This window comes from Terriglobus sp. (assembly GCF_965201105.1).
Classification (GTDB): domain Bacteria; phylum Acidobacteriota; class Terriglobia; order Terriglobales; family Acidobacteriaceae; genus Terriglobus.
The window spans coordinates 722,223-736,467 of sequence record NZ_OZ241741.1 but is presented as its reverse complement, the minus strand read 5'-3'; the positions used below and the strand labels follow the sequence as shown (position 1 = coordinate 736,467).

General features: G+C 59.5%; 17 protein-coding genes and 2 pseudogenes. 9 read left to right on the top strand and 10 right to left on the bottom strand.

The annotated features are described in order from the left end of the window. Window positions 1-312: 312 nt before the first annotated feature. From ACOFKT_RS03270 to ACOFKT_RS03245, 6 genes are all read right to left on the bottom strand, one after another. Window positions 313-672 carry a Uma2 family endonuclease gene (locus tag ACOFKT_RS03270; RefSeq protein ID WP_419806001.1) on the bottom strand — a complete coding sequence of 120 codons (360 nt, stop codon included), beginning with the start codon at window positions 670-672 and terminating at the stop codon, window positions 313-315. A gap of 48 nt (window positions 673-720) precedes the next feature. Further along, window positions 721-888: a hypothetical protein gene (locus tag ACOFKT_RS03265; RefSeq protein ID WP_419806000.1), complete on the bottom strand. Its 168-nt coding sequence runs from the start codon at window positions 886-888 to the stop codon at window positions 721-723. A gap of 517 nt (window positions 889-1,405) precedes the next feature. Then, window positions 1,406-1,933 carry a hypothetical protein gene (locus tag ACOFKT_RS03260; protein WP_419805999.1) on the bottom strand — a complete coding sequence of 176 codons (528 nt, stop codon included), beginning with the start codon at window positions 1,931-1,933 and terminating at the stop codon, window positions 1,406-1,408. Beyond that, entirely contained in the window at window positions 1,930-2,076 is a 147-nt protein-coding gene (locus tag ACOFKT_RS03255) for a DUF4011 domain-containing protein (protein WP_419805998.1), read from the bottom strand. The genes ACOFKT_RS03260 and ACOFKT_RS03255 overlap by 4 nt, the downstream gene beginning before the upstream one ends. Beyond that, window positions 2,039-2,299 carry a hypothetical protein gene (locus ACOFKT_RS03250; RefSeq protein WP_419805997.1) on the bottom strand — a complete coding sequence of 87 codons (261 nt, stop codon included), beginning with the start codon at window positions 2,297-2,299 and terminating at the stop codon, window positions 2,039-2,041. The genes ACOFKT_RS03255 and ACOFKT_RS03250 overlap by 38 nt, the downstream gene beginning before the upstream one ends. A gap of 455 nt (window positions 2,300-2,754) precedes the next feature. Then, complete coding sequence (locus ACOFKT_RS03245; protein WP_419805996.1) at window positions 2,755-2,979, bottom strand: helix-turn-helix domain-containing protein; 225 nt, start codon at window positions 2,977-2,979, stop codon at window positions 2,755-2,757. 456 nt (window positions 2,980-3,435) lie between these two features. On the opposite strand from ACOFKT_RS03245, the gene ACOFKT_RS03240 reads away from it, so the two are divergent. Beyond that, entirely contained in the window at window positions 3,436-5,085 is a 1,650-nt protein-coding gene (locus ACOFKT_RS03240; RefSeq protein WP_419805995.1) for a hypothetical protein, read from the top strand. 328 nt (window positions 5,086-5,413) lie between these two features. Beyond that, a complete protein-coding gene (locus ACOFKT_RS03235; RefSeq protein ID WP_419805994.1) occupies window positions 5,414-5,638 on the top strand; it encodes a hypothetical protein in 225 nt (74 codons plus the stop codon). A 187-nt stretch (window positions 5,639-5,825) separates the two neighbouring features. On the opposite strand, the gene ACOFKT_RS03230 is transcribed toward ACOFKT_RS03235, so the two are convergent. Beyond that, window positions 5,826-6,278, bottom strand: a complete 453-nt coding sequence (locus ACOFKT_RS03230; RefSeq protein WP_419805993.1) for a hypothetical protein — start codon at window positions 6,276-6,278, stop codon at window positions 5,826-5,828. A 367-nt stretch (window positions 6,279-6,645) separates the two neighbouring features. On the opposite strand from ACOFKT_RS03230, the pseudogene mobF reads away from it, so the two are divergent. From mobF to ACOFKT_RS03215, 3 genes and pseudogenes are all read left to right on the top strand, one after another. Next, a pseudogene (gene mobF / locus ACOFKT_RS03225) lies at window positions 6,646-7,339 on the top strand (MobF family relaxase); the annotation flags it as partial. A gap of 30 nt (window positions 7,340-7,369) precedes the next feature. Continuing rightward, a complete protein-coding gene (locus ACOFKT_RS03220; protein ID WP_419807092.1) occupies window positions 7,370-10,102 on the top strand; it encodes an AAA family ATPase in 2,733 nt (910 codons plus the stop codon). Between the two features lie 92 nt (window positions 10,103-10,194). Continuing rightward, a complete protein-coding gene (locus tag ACOFKT_RS03215; protein WP_419805992.1) occupies window positions 10,195-10,641 on the top strand; it encodes a hypothetical protein in 447 nt (148 codons plus the stop codon). A 39-nt stretch (window positions 10,642-10,680) separates the two neighbouring features. On the opposite strand, the gene ACOFKT_RS03210 is transcribed toward ACOFKT_RS03215, so the two are convergent. Both ACOFKT_RS03210 and ACOFKT_RS03205 read right to left on the bottom strand, forming a co-directional pair. Further along, window positions 10,681-11,421: an ATP-binding protein gene (locus ACOFKT_RS03210; RefSeq protein ID WP_419805991.1), complete on the bottom strand. Its 741-nt coding sequence runs from the start codon at window positions 11,419-11,421 to the stop codon at window positions 10,681-10,683. A 112-nt stretch (window positions 11,422-11,533) separates the two neighbouring features. After that, window positions 11,534-11,827: a hypothetical protein gene (locus ACOFKT_RS03205; RefSeq protein WP_419805990.1), complete on the bottom strand. Its 294-nt coding sequence runs from the start codon at window positions 11,825-11,827 to the stop codon at window positions 11,534-11,536. A gap of 197 nt (window positions 11,828-12,024) precedes the next feature. On the opposite strand from ACOFKT_RS03205, the gene ACOFKT_RS03200 reads away from it, so the two are divergent. From ACOFKT_RS03200 to ACOFKT_RS03185, 4 genes and pseudogenes are all read left to right on the top strand, one after another. Further along, a complete protein-coding gene (locus ACOFKT_RS03200; protein ID WP_419805989.1) occupies window positions 12,025-12,267 on the top strand; it encodes an antitoxin VbhA family protein in 243 nt (80 codons plus the stop codon). Between the two features lie 61 nt (window positions 12,268-12,328). Continuing rightward, window positions 12,329-12,769 carry a Fic/DOC family protein gene (locus ACOFKT_RS03195; protein ID WP_419807091.1) on the top strand — a complete coding sequence of 147 codons (441 nt, stop codon included), beginning with the start codon at window positions 12,329-12,331 and terminating at the stop codon, window positions 12,767-12,769. A 251-nt stretch (window positions 12,770-13,020) separates the two neighbouring features. Then, window positions 13,021-13,179 (top strand): hypothetical protein, encoded by a 159-nt coding sequence (locus ACOFKT_RS03190; protein ID WP_419805988.1) that lies wholly within the window; start codon window positions 13,021-13,023, stop codon window positions 13,177-13,179. Between the two features lie 102 nt (window positions 13,180-13,281). Then, window positions 13,282-13,743 (top strand): annotated as a pseudogene (locus ACOFKT_RS03185) (phospholipase D-like domain-containing protein); the annotation flags it as partial. Window positions 13,744-13,853: 110 nt separating this feature from the next. On the opposite strand, the gene ACOFKT_RS03180 reads toward ACOFKT_RS03185, so the two are convergent. Continuing rightward, complete coding sequence (locus tag ACOFKT_RS03180) at window positions 13,854-14,192, bottom strand: hypothetical protein (RefSeq protein ID WP_419805987.1); 339 nt, start codon at window positions 14,190-14,192, stop codon at window positions 13,854-13,856. Between the last annotated feature and the right edge of the window lie 53 nt (window positions 14,193-14,245).

Genomic DNA, 14,245 nt, shown 5'->3' with positions numbered 1-14,245 from the left:
CCCGTTTTCTCTGATCTTGTCTCCTAGCGCAAAAAGAATTTCTAAAGGTCCTCCGTACCTCCGTGCTGCTCCGTACTGGGCACCTCGCGGTGTACGCCGCGACGATGAGGCCAGGTAACTGTAGGTTGCGACAATAGCTTCGGACCGCTACGGCATGGCTCACCATGTTCTGGCGGCGCTGCCCTCGGCTCATCGCGGCGCAAGCTGCCCCGCGCCGGCGAGGAGGCGCTTCGACATGGTGCTCTCCGCCTGCACCACCTGCCCAGCCTGAGGCTCCCGTTCTGACGAACGACGCGAGCCTCGGAACGCCAATTACGGCAGCGCGAAGCGATTGGACAGCGTCAACAAAAGCCCGGCGACTGGCCCCTCACCCTCCACATGGTCCACCGCTTGGCGGTGTTCGCCTTCCCTGCCCGGCCGGTAAATCGTCACGGCGCGACCCGAAGCATCAATCAGCCAGCCGAGCCCGGCGCCGTTGCTGACCCACATTTCCAGCCTGCGGTGGGCCTCGTCGAAATTGTCAGACGACGACAAAAGCTCAATGACGAAGTCAGGCGGAACCGAAGCGAACCCCCTGCGATCGTCCACAGAGAGCGTGTCCCAGGTCTCACGGGAGATCCAGGCAACGTCGGCAGCACGGACAGAACCGTCCGGCAGTTTGACTGACCCCATCGGATCCCAGCACGACACCCCGGCCCGTGTCCCGATTCCAACTCTGAGTTAAACACCGATCTCGGCGATGATGGCGGACACTTCCGAACCAGTTGGAATCCTGATGACCAGATCACCATTCACCTCGCGCTCTAAGCGCAGCGGTCTGTTAGATCGGGAGAAGACCAGGAACTGATGGTCGGTCATGAACTGCAGAGGATGGATGGTTACCGGCAACGGGACTCCTGACAACGTCGCCTCCATGATCGTTTCTACAACCACCTTTTATTGTGCCGCATCGTACCCCGATGCCTAACCCTCGCCTCGACGAACTCGCCTGGGAGACCCTGTGCGCCATGGTCCCGCGCCCAATCTCTGAGGCCACCGGGATCCGCGCCAGGAACTACCGGACATGCCGACGCGCTCCGACACCGTGTGCATCCGCTGGTCGTGTGCGTTCAGCTTGTCGCGGCGGTCGGAGAACTGCCGATGAAGCGTCTCGGCCCGAACGGGCTTGGACTGACGCACGTGTTGAGGGTACGCGTCACCTGTTCCATGACCCGTTTCGGTGTGCTCTCAGCGCCCTGAAGATCGATGGCGAGATGGCCGAGGCCGGCCGCGTTGAGCCGACTCTGCACGACTTCAAGCGCCGCGCGCTTCTCAGCGACAAACAGGATCGTCTTGCCCGCGGCGACGAGCGTTGCGATTAGGTTCGTGATGGTCTACGACTTACCCGTGCCGGGCGGTCCGTGTATCACGGCGTTCTGCCCGACCACGATGCCAGCGATGGCACACTGCTGGCTAGAGTCAGCCTCGACGACGCAGAACTCCGCGTCGGGAGCGACACCAGTCGAGCTGTCCGGGTTCGACGGAGATTTGCGTAATTGCGAGATCGCCACGGGTGTCGTCGTCGCCTGCCATCGCTGCGACCACGTCGTTTGCTGCGAGCCGTTCGCCGGCCGCCTTGAGGTCGTTCACCAGCGCGAGCTTTGCGAAAGAAGTTGCTGATGGCGGCGCCGAGGTCGCAGTGCAGTCCCGGAACGGGCTGCGCGCGTAAGGCGATGTCTTCGATCACACGGCGGCAGTTCGCGAGCGCGGTTTCGCCCGGCTTGCCGTCCTTGAGGCCGCTCGTGTCTTCGTTGAGGAATGGCGCCAGCATCTCTTCCTCGTGCAGATGCACATTAAGGTCAGATGCGAAGATGTGGCAAAGAACGGGGTTGAGCTTCGGCTCGCCGGCAACCTGGAACTCAATGGTCGAGAGGCCGCGCCCTTTGCTCTTCATGTGAACGGGAAACAGCAGCGCAGGGCAAGCGTAGTCGCGGCCGCCGTCTCGGCCGGCCAACGAAGGAACCCGACGGCTAGGTAGAGCGTCTGCAAACCCTTTTCTTCACTGTTCTCTTGTGCCTTCCGTGAGAAGGCCAGCATCCTCGCCCACTTTGGTCTCGCGTTCCGGGAAGAGCAGATCGGCGCTGACCGATTTGCACGCAAGCAGATCGGCGACGACCGGATCCTCAGCTTCCATGCCTATGGCGCTTGCAGTGGAGGGCTGGAAGAACAGCAGATTGTTGCGGCGGGACACGTCGATGAGACGACTCACCCATGCGTCGCGGGCGGCTTCCACGAGTCGAAGACGTTCGGGCGCAAACATAGTTGCGCTCCGGTGGCATCTTCTGGACGTTTTGCATTAGTGCTGCCGATTCTAGCCGACGCAGTATCTATAGAGTTCATTCCACTTTTTGTGTGTCAGGCCGACACGCAAGTATCAGAGTCGCACTGGCGGCCATCCGTACAGGTAGTTCCTTCGTAACCCGTGTGCGCTCAGGCAAGCGCAGCCAACCACCGCGGCCAAGCGAAGTCCGCTGGTTGCGTGAGCCACCCTTTAGCTTGGCGCTCCGAATGACCCGACCGATCTCTGCGCGCCGGCAAAGGTGGGGTCCAGATTCGTAACGACTTCAGCACCGCATGCAATGGCGGCCAGTAGCTAATGGGCGGTCCGACGTTGGTGCGAAGAAGACGGCCAACTGTGGGAGCGGAGAAAGCGCTAGACCATGGCTCTGGCAATCGTCAACGTCGCTAGCGCGAGTTGCTTAACGCTACTGAGTGCTAAAGACCTTTTAGAAGGCTCGACATCGTAGTGCCCAGACCACGCGCTATAACCTGCAATGTAATCAGCCCGGCTTCTCGCTTTCCAGTTTCGATGTCAGAGAGGTGGCCGCGGTTAATGTCGAGCGTGACCGCCATGTCCGTCTGCGTCCAGCGCTTGCTTTTCCGCAGAGCACGTATGCGCTGTCCCAGAGCTTCCAACAGCGCGTTTTTCTCTGTGGACACTTTGTCATCGTGTCGGTATTCTCAAGCGCATGTGTCTGGCATGCCAGACAGAGGAGCGCAATGAGCTGTGGGTCGAACACCGGTGCAGGATTACTGATCTTCCGAATCATCCATTCCGCCGTTCGCGGAGCTACCAATCCCCAAAATGAGGTCGTACAGCTGGACAGATGGCGTCTGCGGGGCATTCTTCGGTTAATGCTCTTGCTTTCGTCGTGGACCGGCTTAGCTTCTGTCTCGAACGCGCAGGTGAACGTCCAAGCTCTGTCAAAATCTCTCAATGGCTCCGATGTGACATCGCTGATTGTCGTGGGCGAAAAAGCTACCCCTCCGGGGCTACAAGCCAGCTACTCCGTGAATACGCTTGGGTACGCAGACGGGCAGGTGATGTATAAGGTCGAGTCGCTTCTCATACGCGCTGACGTTCGGAGAATGGAGCGAAGCTTTCCCAGCGGGACCGTGTTCCAGATCACTTCCGTGGACGCCAAAGAGGATCGTCTGGAATTCAAACTCACGCCTCGCACCCAAGGCAGTGGCAGATTGAAGCTGATGCTTGGCACGGGGTGGCAGTCCAGGATGAATGACGCTTCCGTCCTCAACGCGCTGAGCCAGTTCGTTGAGACGAACCTGCCCGTCAAAGCAGCGTCGTCTAAGACCACCGAATCTCCCGAAAGTGGAACGGTGCCACTGAGTCCGAAGGCCTCGGTGGCCATGCTCCAGAGCTACGACCGCCCTCCGGAAACGACCGACATTCCCGGGAGGCTTCCGGTTGCGGACGTCAAACAAACGCTTGACTTGCTAGACAAGAAAATCCTGCGGGAACAGGCAGACGTGAATCGTGCGACTCAGGGCATTTCGCAGGCAGTCAAAGCCTGCAAATCGGTGTACGCGTCAGTGCCAGACAGCGTGGCGAGAAATGTGGTTCAGGAGATCGCCGGAGAACAGGCTCAGCTGGGAGTTCAGCTCACTCCACGCACAATGGCCGACGTGACAATGCTCACAAACATCTACAACAGGTGTGCGAGGCTTGCTCGTCTCCGTCAAGCCGGAGATCCGTCGGGCCAACAGTATGGTCCGGGCTCCGGCAACGCCGAGTACAATCAATCATTTCTGTCTGGAGGCAGCACAAGAGCGAGCCAGGAGGGCTACGATTCGGCCAAGGACGGTCTTCAGTACATCGACAGTTTGGTCGGCAACATCCATACTGTGCTGGAGATTGAGCGATCACTCGATGCAGGAAAGCTTACGGACGCGACCCGCGGCTATGCGGTTCTCGCAGCTGATAAGGAGCCCGCCGACGCTATCCGCGCTTACCTGCAAAAATCCGAGCCACTCCGTACGGACCTCATCTCGTTAGAACGTGTCAAGCAGACGGTAGCAGCGGCACCATCAGGTACGATCCAGGAGAAGCTGACGACGGTTCGTCAATTGCAGAGTATGGAGACTAACTCAGCACACCTACCGATGACCCGTAGCTTTCTGAAGGAGATCATCGGGTTTCAGAAGGCAAAGATTAGTGCGGCAGTCCAGCGGATCGCTCCATTCGACAGAAGTTGCCTGCCGGCGAAAGCATCAGCGAGCCGCATGACGGAGGAGCAGGCGCAAGCACGTTCCAGCAGGCTCCAGGCTTGCTTAGGCCAGAGTGGTGATCGTGTCGCACTCAAGCGCGAGGATCTGGCGATGCGCACACTTGGAGATCTGCTCGATGCAGAAGTCTTCGCGTCGCTGCAGACGAAGCAGGTCGGCATAGCGGAGGCGCTCGCAGATTCAGCGCAGGTCAGCGCTCGGCTGACTACTGTTAACGCGGAGCGAGCCAAAGCCGACGAAGCACGGCGGCAAGTAGAACAACAAAGAAAAGATGCTGCATCCGAGATCGTACGCACCGCACTGATGGTCGTCGCCCTAGATGAGCAGTTCGATCGGACGCAGATTGTGGGTTACCTGAGCAAGAGCAAAGAGGAACAGGCGCAGCTGACCACTCTCATCCGACGATATCGATCACCCGCCTTGTGGGCTCAGATTCATGAAGAATACAAGCGCGTTGAGCAAGGACTAACGATCACCCGAGCATCCCGCTTGAGCAGTCTACTTGCAGCGGCGAGACCTTGAGGTCTAGAGGCGGACATCGAGCGCGCCGCACACAATCTTGTACCCGGGAAGCACCCTGTCCATGTCCAGTAGGAGGCGGCTTGAGTCTGCGTGGAGGTCGCGAAGCGCTCGGAGAGCCAGCGTGATATGCGCCCTCCCATGTCTCACCTTCCAAAGCTTCTCTGTCGCTAACTGCCAGCTAGAGCAGGTCGCAGCGGACGCACTTGGGAGGGCGCTTCTTTCGACATTAGCTCGGGCGGGTATTCACCCTTCGTGACCCTCGCCAGGGTGAATGAAAGGCCAAAGAGCCATAATGCCCGTCGAGGAACTTCGCCCGGTATGTGTGTGCATGGCTGATCTGAACTTGCATTACACATCAGACAAGAACGCGGCATTCGCAACGGCGCCGAAGGGCAAGTGGGTACATCACAACGAACTCTGGCACGTTTACGTTCCGCATGGGCACATGGGGCAGCTCGCAGACATCATCGCGAGGAATGGCACTGTGACGCGAGTCGAGTTGCTTGAGCATGTACGGAACCAGATCTTTCTGAGCCGGAACGTCAGTGAGTGAACGGGCTAAGAGCCAACCCGAACACCCAATTCTCACCCGATCTGCATTAAGAAGGCGAACAACCCGCCGGCAGCGACATTCAAGGCCACATATCGCCAGTAGTGGATTCAGCTGTTCCCAACGTCTTCAAATGCAAGCAGAATCGCTCTCCTAAAGGAAACAATCTTTAGGTTGTCCGCGACACAACCTACGTAAACAGCAGTGTGCGTCCGCGCATCGCCCCGGTAAAGCCAAACGCCACACTGCGCCACTCTTGATGATCCCAGCTTATTGCTGGTACAGCTCTGAAAAGGAACAAATCATGCCGAATGTAAGTTCTAAGGAGTGCCTGCCCGGGTCTCGGGCGACGAAGCAAAACACCACGAACATCTCGTCCACTGCTGGCCAGCACGTCCGTCCGTCCAAGGAGGACACCTTCATCGACAGCTTCGACCGTCGCTGGTACCGCCGCGTCGCAGGAAACCTCGTTAAGATCCACCTTGCCCACGGGAAGGGAAAGCTGGATCAGGAACAGGCCATGAAGAGGCAGCTCGTCCTTGTTAAAGTTTTGCTCGAATACAAGCGCTCCCTCGTTGATCGGAAGCGCTGGGCAGAATGGCACGGCTTTCTTGCCAGCGTTGACCTGCCGGACGATGCTCACGAAAAGCTGTCGTAATTCGTATTCGGATCCGGGACCAGAAGGCAGAGCGAGCCCACATCCCGAGACACAATTTTTGCCTTTAACGTTAAGCCTCTGTCTCGGCAGACGAGCTGGAAGACGCCGCAGAATCAGAAGCGCTTTCTCGCCTGAAAAGCGACTGCGGTGCTTACACCGGGAGTTCGCTCCCGGCAGAAGATCGAAATCCACCGAGCTGGTCTTGGTACCCGTCGAGCAAGTCGCCCCCATAGTCGAGAGCGGAACATTTTCTTGCTGAACCTGTCAGGGCGATTGATGCAGGCCAGGCGCGGAGTACTGACTAGGACGACACAGTGAAGGGAGTGGCAGGCTAACGTGCCACTTACCTGCCCTGTCCGTTGAAGTCTCGCCGCTGGAGTTCTCCCGTCTCACCGAGGGCAAGCACCCTCAGACTGAAGAGCAGATGGTGAAGCACCGCTATGGCAAGGAGTACACCAACGCGGACGGCGAGACGGTGAAGCCGGTCGAGCACCGGGCCGGTTGGGACGCGACCTTTTCCGCGCCCAAGTCGGTGTCGTTGACGGCGTTGGTTGGTGGAGACGAGCGGGTGAAGGAGGCGCACCGGGCCGCTGTCACCACGGCACTGGAAGAGCTGGAGAAGTACACCCACGCGTGGATCGGCGGCAACAACCCCGCTGAGCAGACCGGGAGATTCATCGCGGCCAAGTTCGAACATGACACTGCACGGCCCGTGAACGGCTACGCCGCGCCCCAGCTCCACACCCACGCCGTCATCTTCAATGTGACAGAACGCGCGGACGGTTCGACCCGCGCCATCCAGGAGCGGGCTTTCTTCGAGTCGCAGAACTACGCGACCGCTGTATATCAGTCGGCGCTCACCCTGCAGCTTCGCAAGCTGGGCTATGAGATCGCCGGGACAGAGCGGCGCACCCGAAATCAAGGGCTACTCGCAGGCGTACCTCGATGCGTCCAGCCCACGTTCCCAACAGATCAAGGAACAGATGGAGCGGGCCGGATTCCAGGGACCGGAGGCCGCACAGATCGCCGCACACGCAACCCGCGACCGGAAGCAGATCCTTACGTCCGCCGAGGTGATGGCCGCGCACAAGAAGATGGCCGCGGAGTACGGCAACCAGCCGGAGCGTGTCGTTGCCGCTGCTCGGGACCGGGCCTTAAGCCAGGCGCACGCCCCCGGTCTTCACACCGACGCGAGGGACGCGGTTGCGTTCGCGCGGGAGAAGGTCTTCGAGCGGGAGGCCGTCGGCGATGAGCGCATCATCCTGCGAGAAGCATTGCGTCGTGGCATGGGCGAAGTGAGTCTTCAAGACGTTCAGGAGGAGTTTCGACGGCGCCGGGAAGAAGGCGAGTTCCGCAGCGTCCCAGGCCAGAAGCATAGTTCCGGCCGCAGCTTCACCACGCCGGAGACGATTGCGGCCGAGCGCGCCAACATGCAGCAGGTCCTAGCCGGACGTGAAGCCGGCACGCCGATGCTAACCGACGCGGCCGCAGAGCGGCAGTCTGCCTCGCGTGAGTTTCTAAACGAAGCACAGCGCTCCGCAATCCGGGAGGTACTTACCTCGACAGACCGCGTGCACGGATTCCAGGGTTTGGCCGGAACCGGAAAGACGACGACACTTGCCGCGATCCACGAGGGCGCGGAGCAGGGCGGGTACAAGGTCGAGGGTTTCGCTCCCACGTCCAAGGCGGCAGGCCAGCTTCGCGAGGCGGGGATCGAGGCGACCACGCTTCAGAGCTTCCTTGCGCGTAAGGAGGCTGACCCTGCCACCACACATCTCTACATGCTGGACGAATCCAGTCTCGCCAGCACGAGGCAGATGCGGGCGTTTCTGGAGAAGATCAGACCAGAGGACCGGGTTGTAGTCATCGGTGATACTCGCCAACATCAGGGCGTGGACGCAGGCCGACCCTTCCAGCAGATGCAGGAAGCGGGGATGCAGACGGCAAAGCTCGAAACCATCATGCGGCAGAAAGACCCGGAGCTGCTCCGCGCCGTGCAGCATCTTGCGGCTAGCGAAACAGAGAAGGGCGTCGCGCTGCTTTCAGCGCAGGGCCGTGTCACGGAACTTGCCAACGGCCAGGAACGCATCCGTGCGATCGCGCGGGACTATGCCGCGAAGCCGGAAGGCACCTTAATTGTCTCGCCCGATAACCGAAGCCGCCAGCAGATCAATGAAGCCGTGCGTGGTGAGCTACAAAAGGCCGGCAAGCTAGGCGAGGACAGCCAGCAATTCCAGACGCTCTCGCATCGCTCCGATATGACCGGACCGGACCGAACCTGGGCAGCCATGTACCGGGTGGGCGATGTGGTGCAGTACGACCGTGGGAGCAAGGCCGAAGGTATCGAGCGCGGAGCTTTTGGGGTGGTTCGCTCCAGCGACGCCACATCGAATCGCCTCACCGTCGAGCTGGGCGACGGCTCCACCGTCAGCTACGACCCCAAGCGCGTCTACGGCGTCAACGTCTATCGCGAGGTGAGCCGTGAGCTGGCGACGGGCGACCGGCTGCAGTTTTCCGCACAGAACAAAGAGTTCGGCGTCGCAAACCGGGACATGGGAACGGTGACGAAAATCGAGCCGGACCGCCTCACCGTCCAGATGGACGGGAAAGAGCAGCGTTCTATCTGCTTCAACCCTTCCGAATTTCGGCAGTTCGATCACGGCTACGCCGTCACTTCGCATAGTTCGCAAGGGCTGACCGCAGATCGCGTCCTTGCTCATTTCGACACAGATTCGAGCCGGAGCCTGATCAACAACCGGCTTGCCTACGTTGCCATCTCCCGCGCGTCCGAGGACGCACACATTTACACCAACAATGCCGAGACATTGGGCCAGCGGCTTGCCACGGATGTCACCAAGACCGCAGCGTTGGATTTCGGTGCAAAGCCCGAACAGCACCACCTGCCTTCACGTTCCCAGGCACAGAGGCCGGTCCAGGTCTACGAGTACAACCACCCGGATTCACGTCTCGCGGCCGTAGCCGCGGACTACGCCACGCGGCCGGAGAAATCCGTGATCGTCGCTCCAAACCGCGCGGAGCGTGAGGAGCTGACGCAGCTCGCGCGCGCCGACCTCTACGCGCAAGGCAAACTCGGCCGCGAGGCTCACGCGATTCCGGTGCTGGTAGAGAAGACTGCGGAAAGCAAGATGCGCGTCGAGAGCTATGATCTAGGCGACAAGATCCATTACAAGACCGGCAGCCCCAATCTTGAAGGCATCCCCCATGACAGCCAGGCCACAGTGGTTTCCACGAAATCCAAGGGGAATCTGCTCACCGTCCAGCTTGACGGGACCCGCGAGGAACTCACATACAGTCCCTCGCAGCTTCGCGCTCAAACGCGCGAGAGCCGGCTGTTTCGGGAGGAGGTTCGCGAAATCGCGGAGGGCGAACGAGTTCGCTTCACCAGCTTTGACAAGGAGCTGGGCGTTCGTACCGGCGACCTTGGGACGGTGACCCGCATCGGCCAGGACCGTTCCATGTCAGTCAAGCTGGACTCCGGCAGGACCACGGAGCTTTCGCCGGAGAAGACCCAGCGCATCGACTACGGCTACGCCGTCGATGGTTCGCAGGCCGTTCGCGCGGATCGCATTATCGCGACAGGCGAAGAGCTCTCTCAAAAAGCTTTGCAGGGCAACTCTCCAAACGCAGAACTGTCCTTGTACCCCGGCAGCGCAACCGTCCCAGCGGAAGCGGTGCCCATCAAGAACGAAACAATCTCCCCTGCCATCACCCAGCAGCAGCCATCCCAGCGCACGATTACGGCATCGGTTTCTGACCCGAGGTGTGCGGGCGAGTTGGAAGGCATCTGAGGAGAAGGCGGATGTCCTGTATTTCGGAAGAGTAAGAGAGACTTTAATAGGACGGGAATCTTAAAATGCACACAAGGGTGAGGACAGATTGGATGACTTCTACAGCAACGAACAGCTCCGTCGAGAACGCCGTGTTCACTACATCGGTAGATTCAGCTTTGGTGTTGTTTCTCGGCCAGGGCGGAAATAAGGTCGCCAGCATCACTCAACTGGTGGATGAGGCACTTGTCAAGGGGACAAACTTGACGGCATCCTTGTCGACAGCCGAGAGCACTTCGTCGGCTCTGAAGTTTCGGATACGCGTTGCCGACCATTTCGAAACGGTGCTCACGGCGTTGGTTACTCCCGGCCAGACCCCTGAAATAGTTTTCGAGCCTGGTATGCCCTCGGGTTGGCGTAAGCAGATGTCGATGCTATTCGGTTCACGGCTTGCCCGTTTCGTGACGTTTTCCCGTGACGGAATAGAAGTTCATCCCGTAAAACCTGACGTTTTAGAGATGCTGTCGAAAGCTTTTGATCACAACAACGAGAAAATTTGAGGCAGGGCGCTGCGGACATGGCGCTTGCAGCGCGCTTCCTTAATCCAGGAATGCGCGTTTGATATTCTGCCGAAAGTCCTGGCCGGTCATCTCGATCGGCAGGCACATCTCCTGCAGGCGCGAACGCATACGCTCCCCGATGCGATCCCCAAGGGTTTCCTCACGCATCGCCGCCCGCACCTGGCCGCTTGCGTTGTCTGCATAGCGCGATCCCGCAGGCGGCAGGTTGGGATAGTTGGTTGTGAGAATTGTCACCCTGCGGTTGTTGTAGCGCGTGTTCAGAATGTGAGCGACGGTATCCCAGACCCACTCGCTCGGCTTGGAAGCGCCGATCTCGTCGAGCACCAGAACTTCAGCATCGAAGACGGGCGCAAGCACTTCCATTTCGGTTTCAGCGACGTTCGGGTTGTAGCTGTTCTGCACTTGCTTGAGCAGATCACGGTAGTCATAGAAGAGACCACTCGCACCGCGATTCAGGATGAGCTCGCGAAGCAAGGCTACCGCGAGGTGCGTCTTGCCCACACCGATGGAACCGGTAAAGAGAAGGCCGTTGCCATCGGTGCCAAGTGGGTACTCTTGGAGATAGTGACCCACCAGCATGTACGCCTTGCGAAGCGACGGGTGTGCACCGGAGTGGTCGAAGGCGTAAGACTCCAGATCGCAATGTTCATAACGCACCGGGATACGGGCGCGGGACAAGGTTTGGGAGCCACGCCGTTGCTCCTTGCAGGAGCAGGGCTGGGCGTAACGATTGCCATTTTCTCCGACAACAATTTGCATGCCCTGACCGTCGCAGAGAGGGCAATTCTCGGAGATGTACGCGAGCTCTCCCATACGCATATTGTGTCGTACTACGACACCTGTGGGAAGAGAATTAGTTGAGTCTCAAGGTCTATGCCTGAGCTGGAGCATCCTTCCATTCACCCAATGTTTCTAGCTCGCCGGGGTGGGGCCTGTAGTGCTTTGCGAGGGCCGAAATAGCGATGTTCAGCTCGACAACCAGCTCTGTCCCGTCCCTGAAGGCAAGAAGCACCTCTCTGCCATAAGGTGGGGCCTCGTAGACGCGCATGGCAGCTACAGTCTTTCCAACCGCGCCCGGAACGTCGAAACTTGCATTGCCGTAGCCCTGAGCGAGTGTCCTCACGTTTTTCACGATGGCCCACCGCCGATCTTGCTGCATTGTCATCTTTCATTGTCGAAAGATTCGCCACCCAGCATCGTGGGAATGTGGGAGACGCCCAGCTTCACCGGCGTCTTCCAAGCGGCGGTGTGAAGGGTGGGACAGTTTCACCGTTCCACGCTTTGCACGAACGTGTCATTTCCATGGTGCTCCGAGTGCTTCAGACCCGCATGAACACTGATAAAATAGAGCTGAGGGAATGTATGAGCACTTCTACAACAGCTCTTCCACACCCAGCAGGTAAGCACCCTCCCGAGGTCAGAGAAATCAGCGGCAAAGCGCGGATGTCACGCGCGGCCGCCATCGCCAGCGCCAACGGACACAACGCCATGGAAGGTCTGTTCCCCTCAACGTTTAGCCAGGACCTCCAGAAGCGTTACATGGAAGGCGAGATTGAGATCGAGGAAGCCGTGCAAGCCGCGAGGCGTCACTACGGCCTTTCCTGATGGCATTCAGTGACTTCGGCCTGAATCCTACGTCGATCTAAGAACGGGCACCTATCGCAATCTGGTAGGTGCCCGTTCTCCTGAAGACCTCAAGCAGCGTGAGGAAGCGTTCACCTCTCTTCGCATCGCAGAGCTGAAACGAGACCCAGTACCAGGACGGCTCGACTTCGACCACCTGAAAGAGATGCACCGCCGCGTGTACCAGGACGTGTACGAGTGGGCCGGGAAGGTTCGCGAGGGTTTCGACGCTGCCAAGCAGGATTACGTGGGTGGAACGGCGCACGCATTCACGCCCTCCGCGCAGATCAAGGCCGAGGGTCGGCGCATCTTTCGAGAGCTTGCAGACAAGGACCACCTCCGCGGCTTGTCCCGTCCTGAGTTCGTGGGTCAGCTTGCGCGTCTGCACGGCGAGGTGAACCAGCTCCACCCGTTTCCTGAAGGGAACGGCCGGACGCAGCGGCTCTTTCTGGAAGAAATCGCTCACGTGCCGGTCACCCGGTAGACCTCAGCATCGGAACCCAGGACGCATCGTCCAGGCCAGCATCGCGCAAACCAAGGGTCAGCACGGCATGATGGAGCGCTTCATCGCAGAGGCAGCGGACCCGGACCGGGTTCATGCCATGCGTCGCGCACTAGATCACCTGAACCAAGCATGGGGAAGAGACGAACACCTCCCACGCGTACATCGCCGCGACCGTTCCGGGGCAGGAATACCGCGGGCTTCTCTATTCCAAAGGAGGTCCAGACTTCATCATGAAAACGCACGACAGCAAGCTTGCAGTGGGTCACACCGTTGATCTGCCGGCGAACGCGGCCGGAGGAGACAAGCTCCAGTTCATCGCGACCGATGGTCTGAGCCAGCAGCTCAAACAGCAAGTTTCCGGCCCGGCTCGCGGCCTTGCCATCGAGTAGCCTCTGCCACACGACGGCGTGACGTGATAAAGAGGTGCAGCGGGCACTCGCTGCCGCTTTTGAGGCATTTGATCTTTTTGGGCAGACCGCTAACCTAACGAGATGCTCAAGGCCGCATACGCGCTTCTCAGCTTCTTGCTGGCCGTCGCTCCCGGATGGTCGCAAGTGGACGGTCATTTCTACTCGCCGGGGACCAACCTGGAACGGAGCGAGTTGGCCCAGCTGGAAACGGCAACCCACACCGTCGATGTTGCAATGTACAGCTTCACGGACCGGGAACTTGCAGAAGAGCTTGCAAGGCTTACACGTCGAGGCGTCCACGTCCGGGTTTACCGGGACCGGGACCAGTTTGCACAAGAGATGCAAGGGAGCATCTTCACCACAACCAGCATCCTGCTTTCAGGGGATGTCGAGGTCCGGGTGAAGGGCACGAAGGACCTCATGCACCTCAAGAGCTACTCCATCGACGGACGGCTCCTGCGCACTGGCTCTGCAAATTGGTCTCCTACCGGGTTAAAGCGTCAGGACAATGACGTTCTGTACGAGTCCTCGCCGGAGGCATTGGAAGCGTTTCGGGAAAGTTCGACGACATGTGGCAGCGGTCCACGAACGAGATTCCCGGCAACACGGTTCGCTGAGTGTGGGAGAGCGCGCTTCACAGATAGAGCACGATCTCAGTTTTCGACCTGCAGGTTTGCCATGCCTAACAGGATGTCCGATGCGATCCAGCTTCGCTTCCACTCTTCGGAGCAAGAGGCGTCGAAGGGCAGACCGCGCCGCCTTGCCTCATCGCCAGATCTGAAGAACGGCAAGGACGGTTGTGCCGGCGTGAAGAGCTCTTCGAAATTCCCCAGTTCCCGGTTGGCATCGTTCCACCCGGCTTGCCAGCTGGTGGTCGCACCGAGGCTGAACGGCTCCTCACCGTAGCGGGCGCTGTAGCCTGCCTCGTACTGCTCCGGCACGTGGCCCGGCGCTGCTGCGGACTCGTTCACGCTGTGTTCTGGCTTCGGCATGGGATTGCACCTGAGACGAATGGTAAGCGGAAGCAGCAAACTTCCACAGTGTG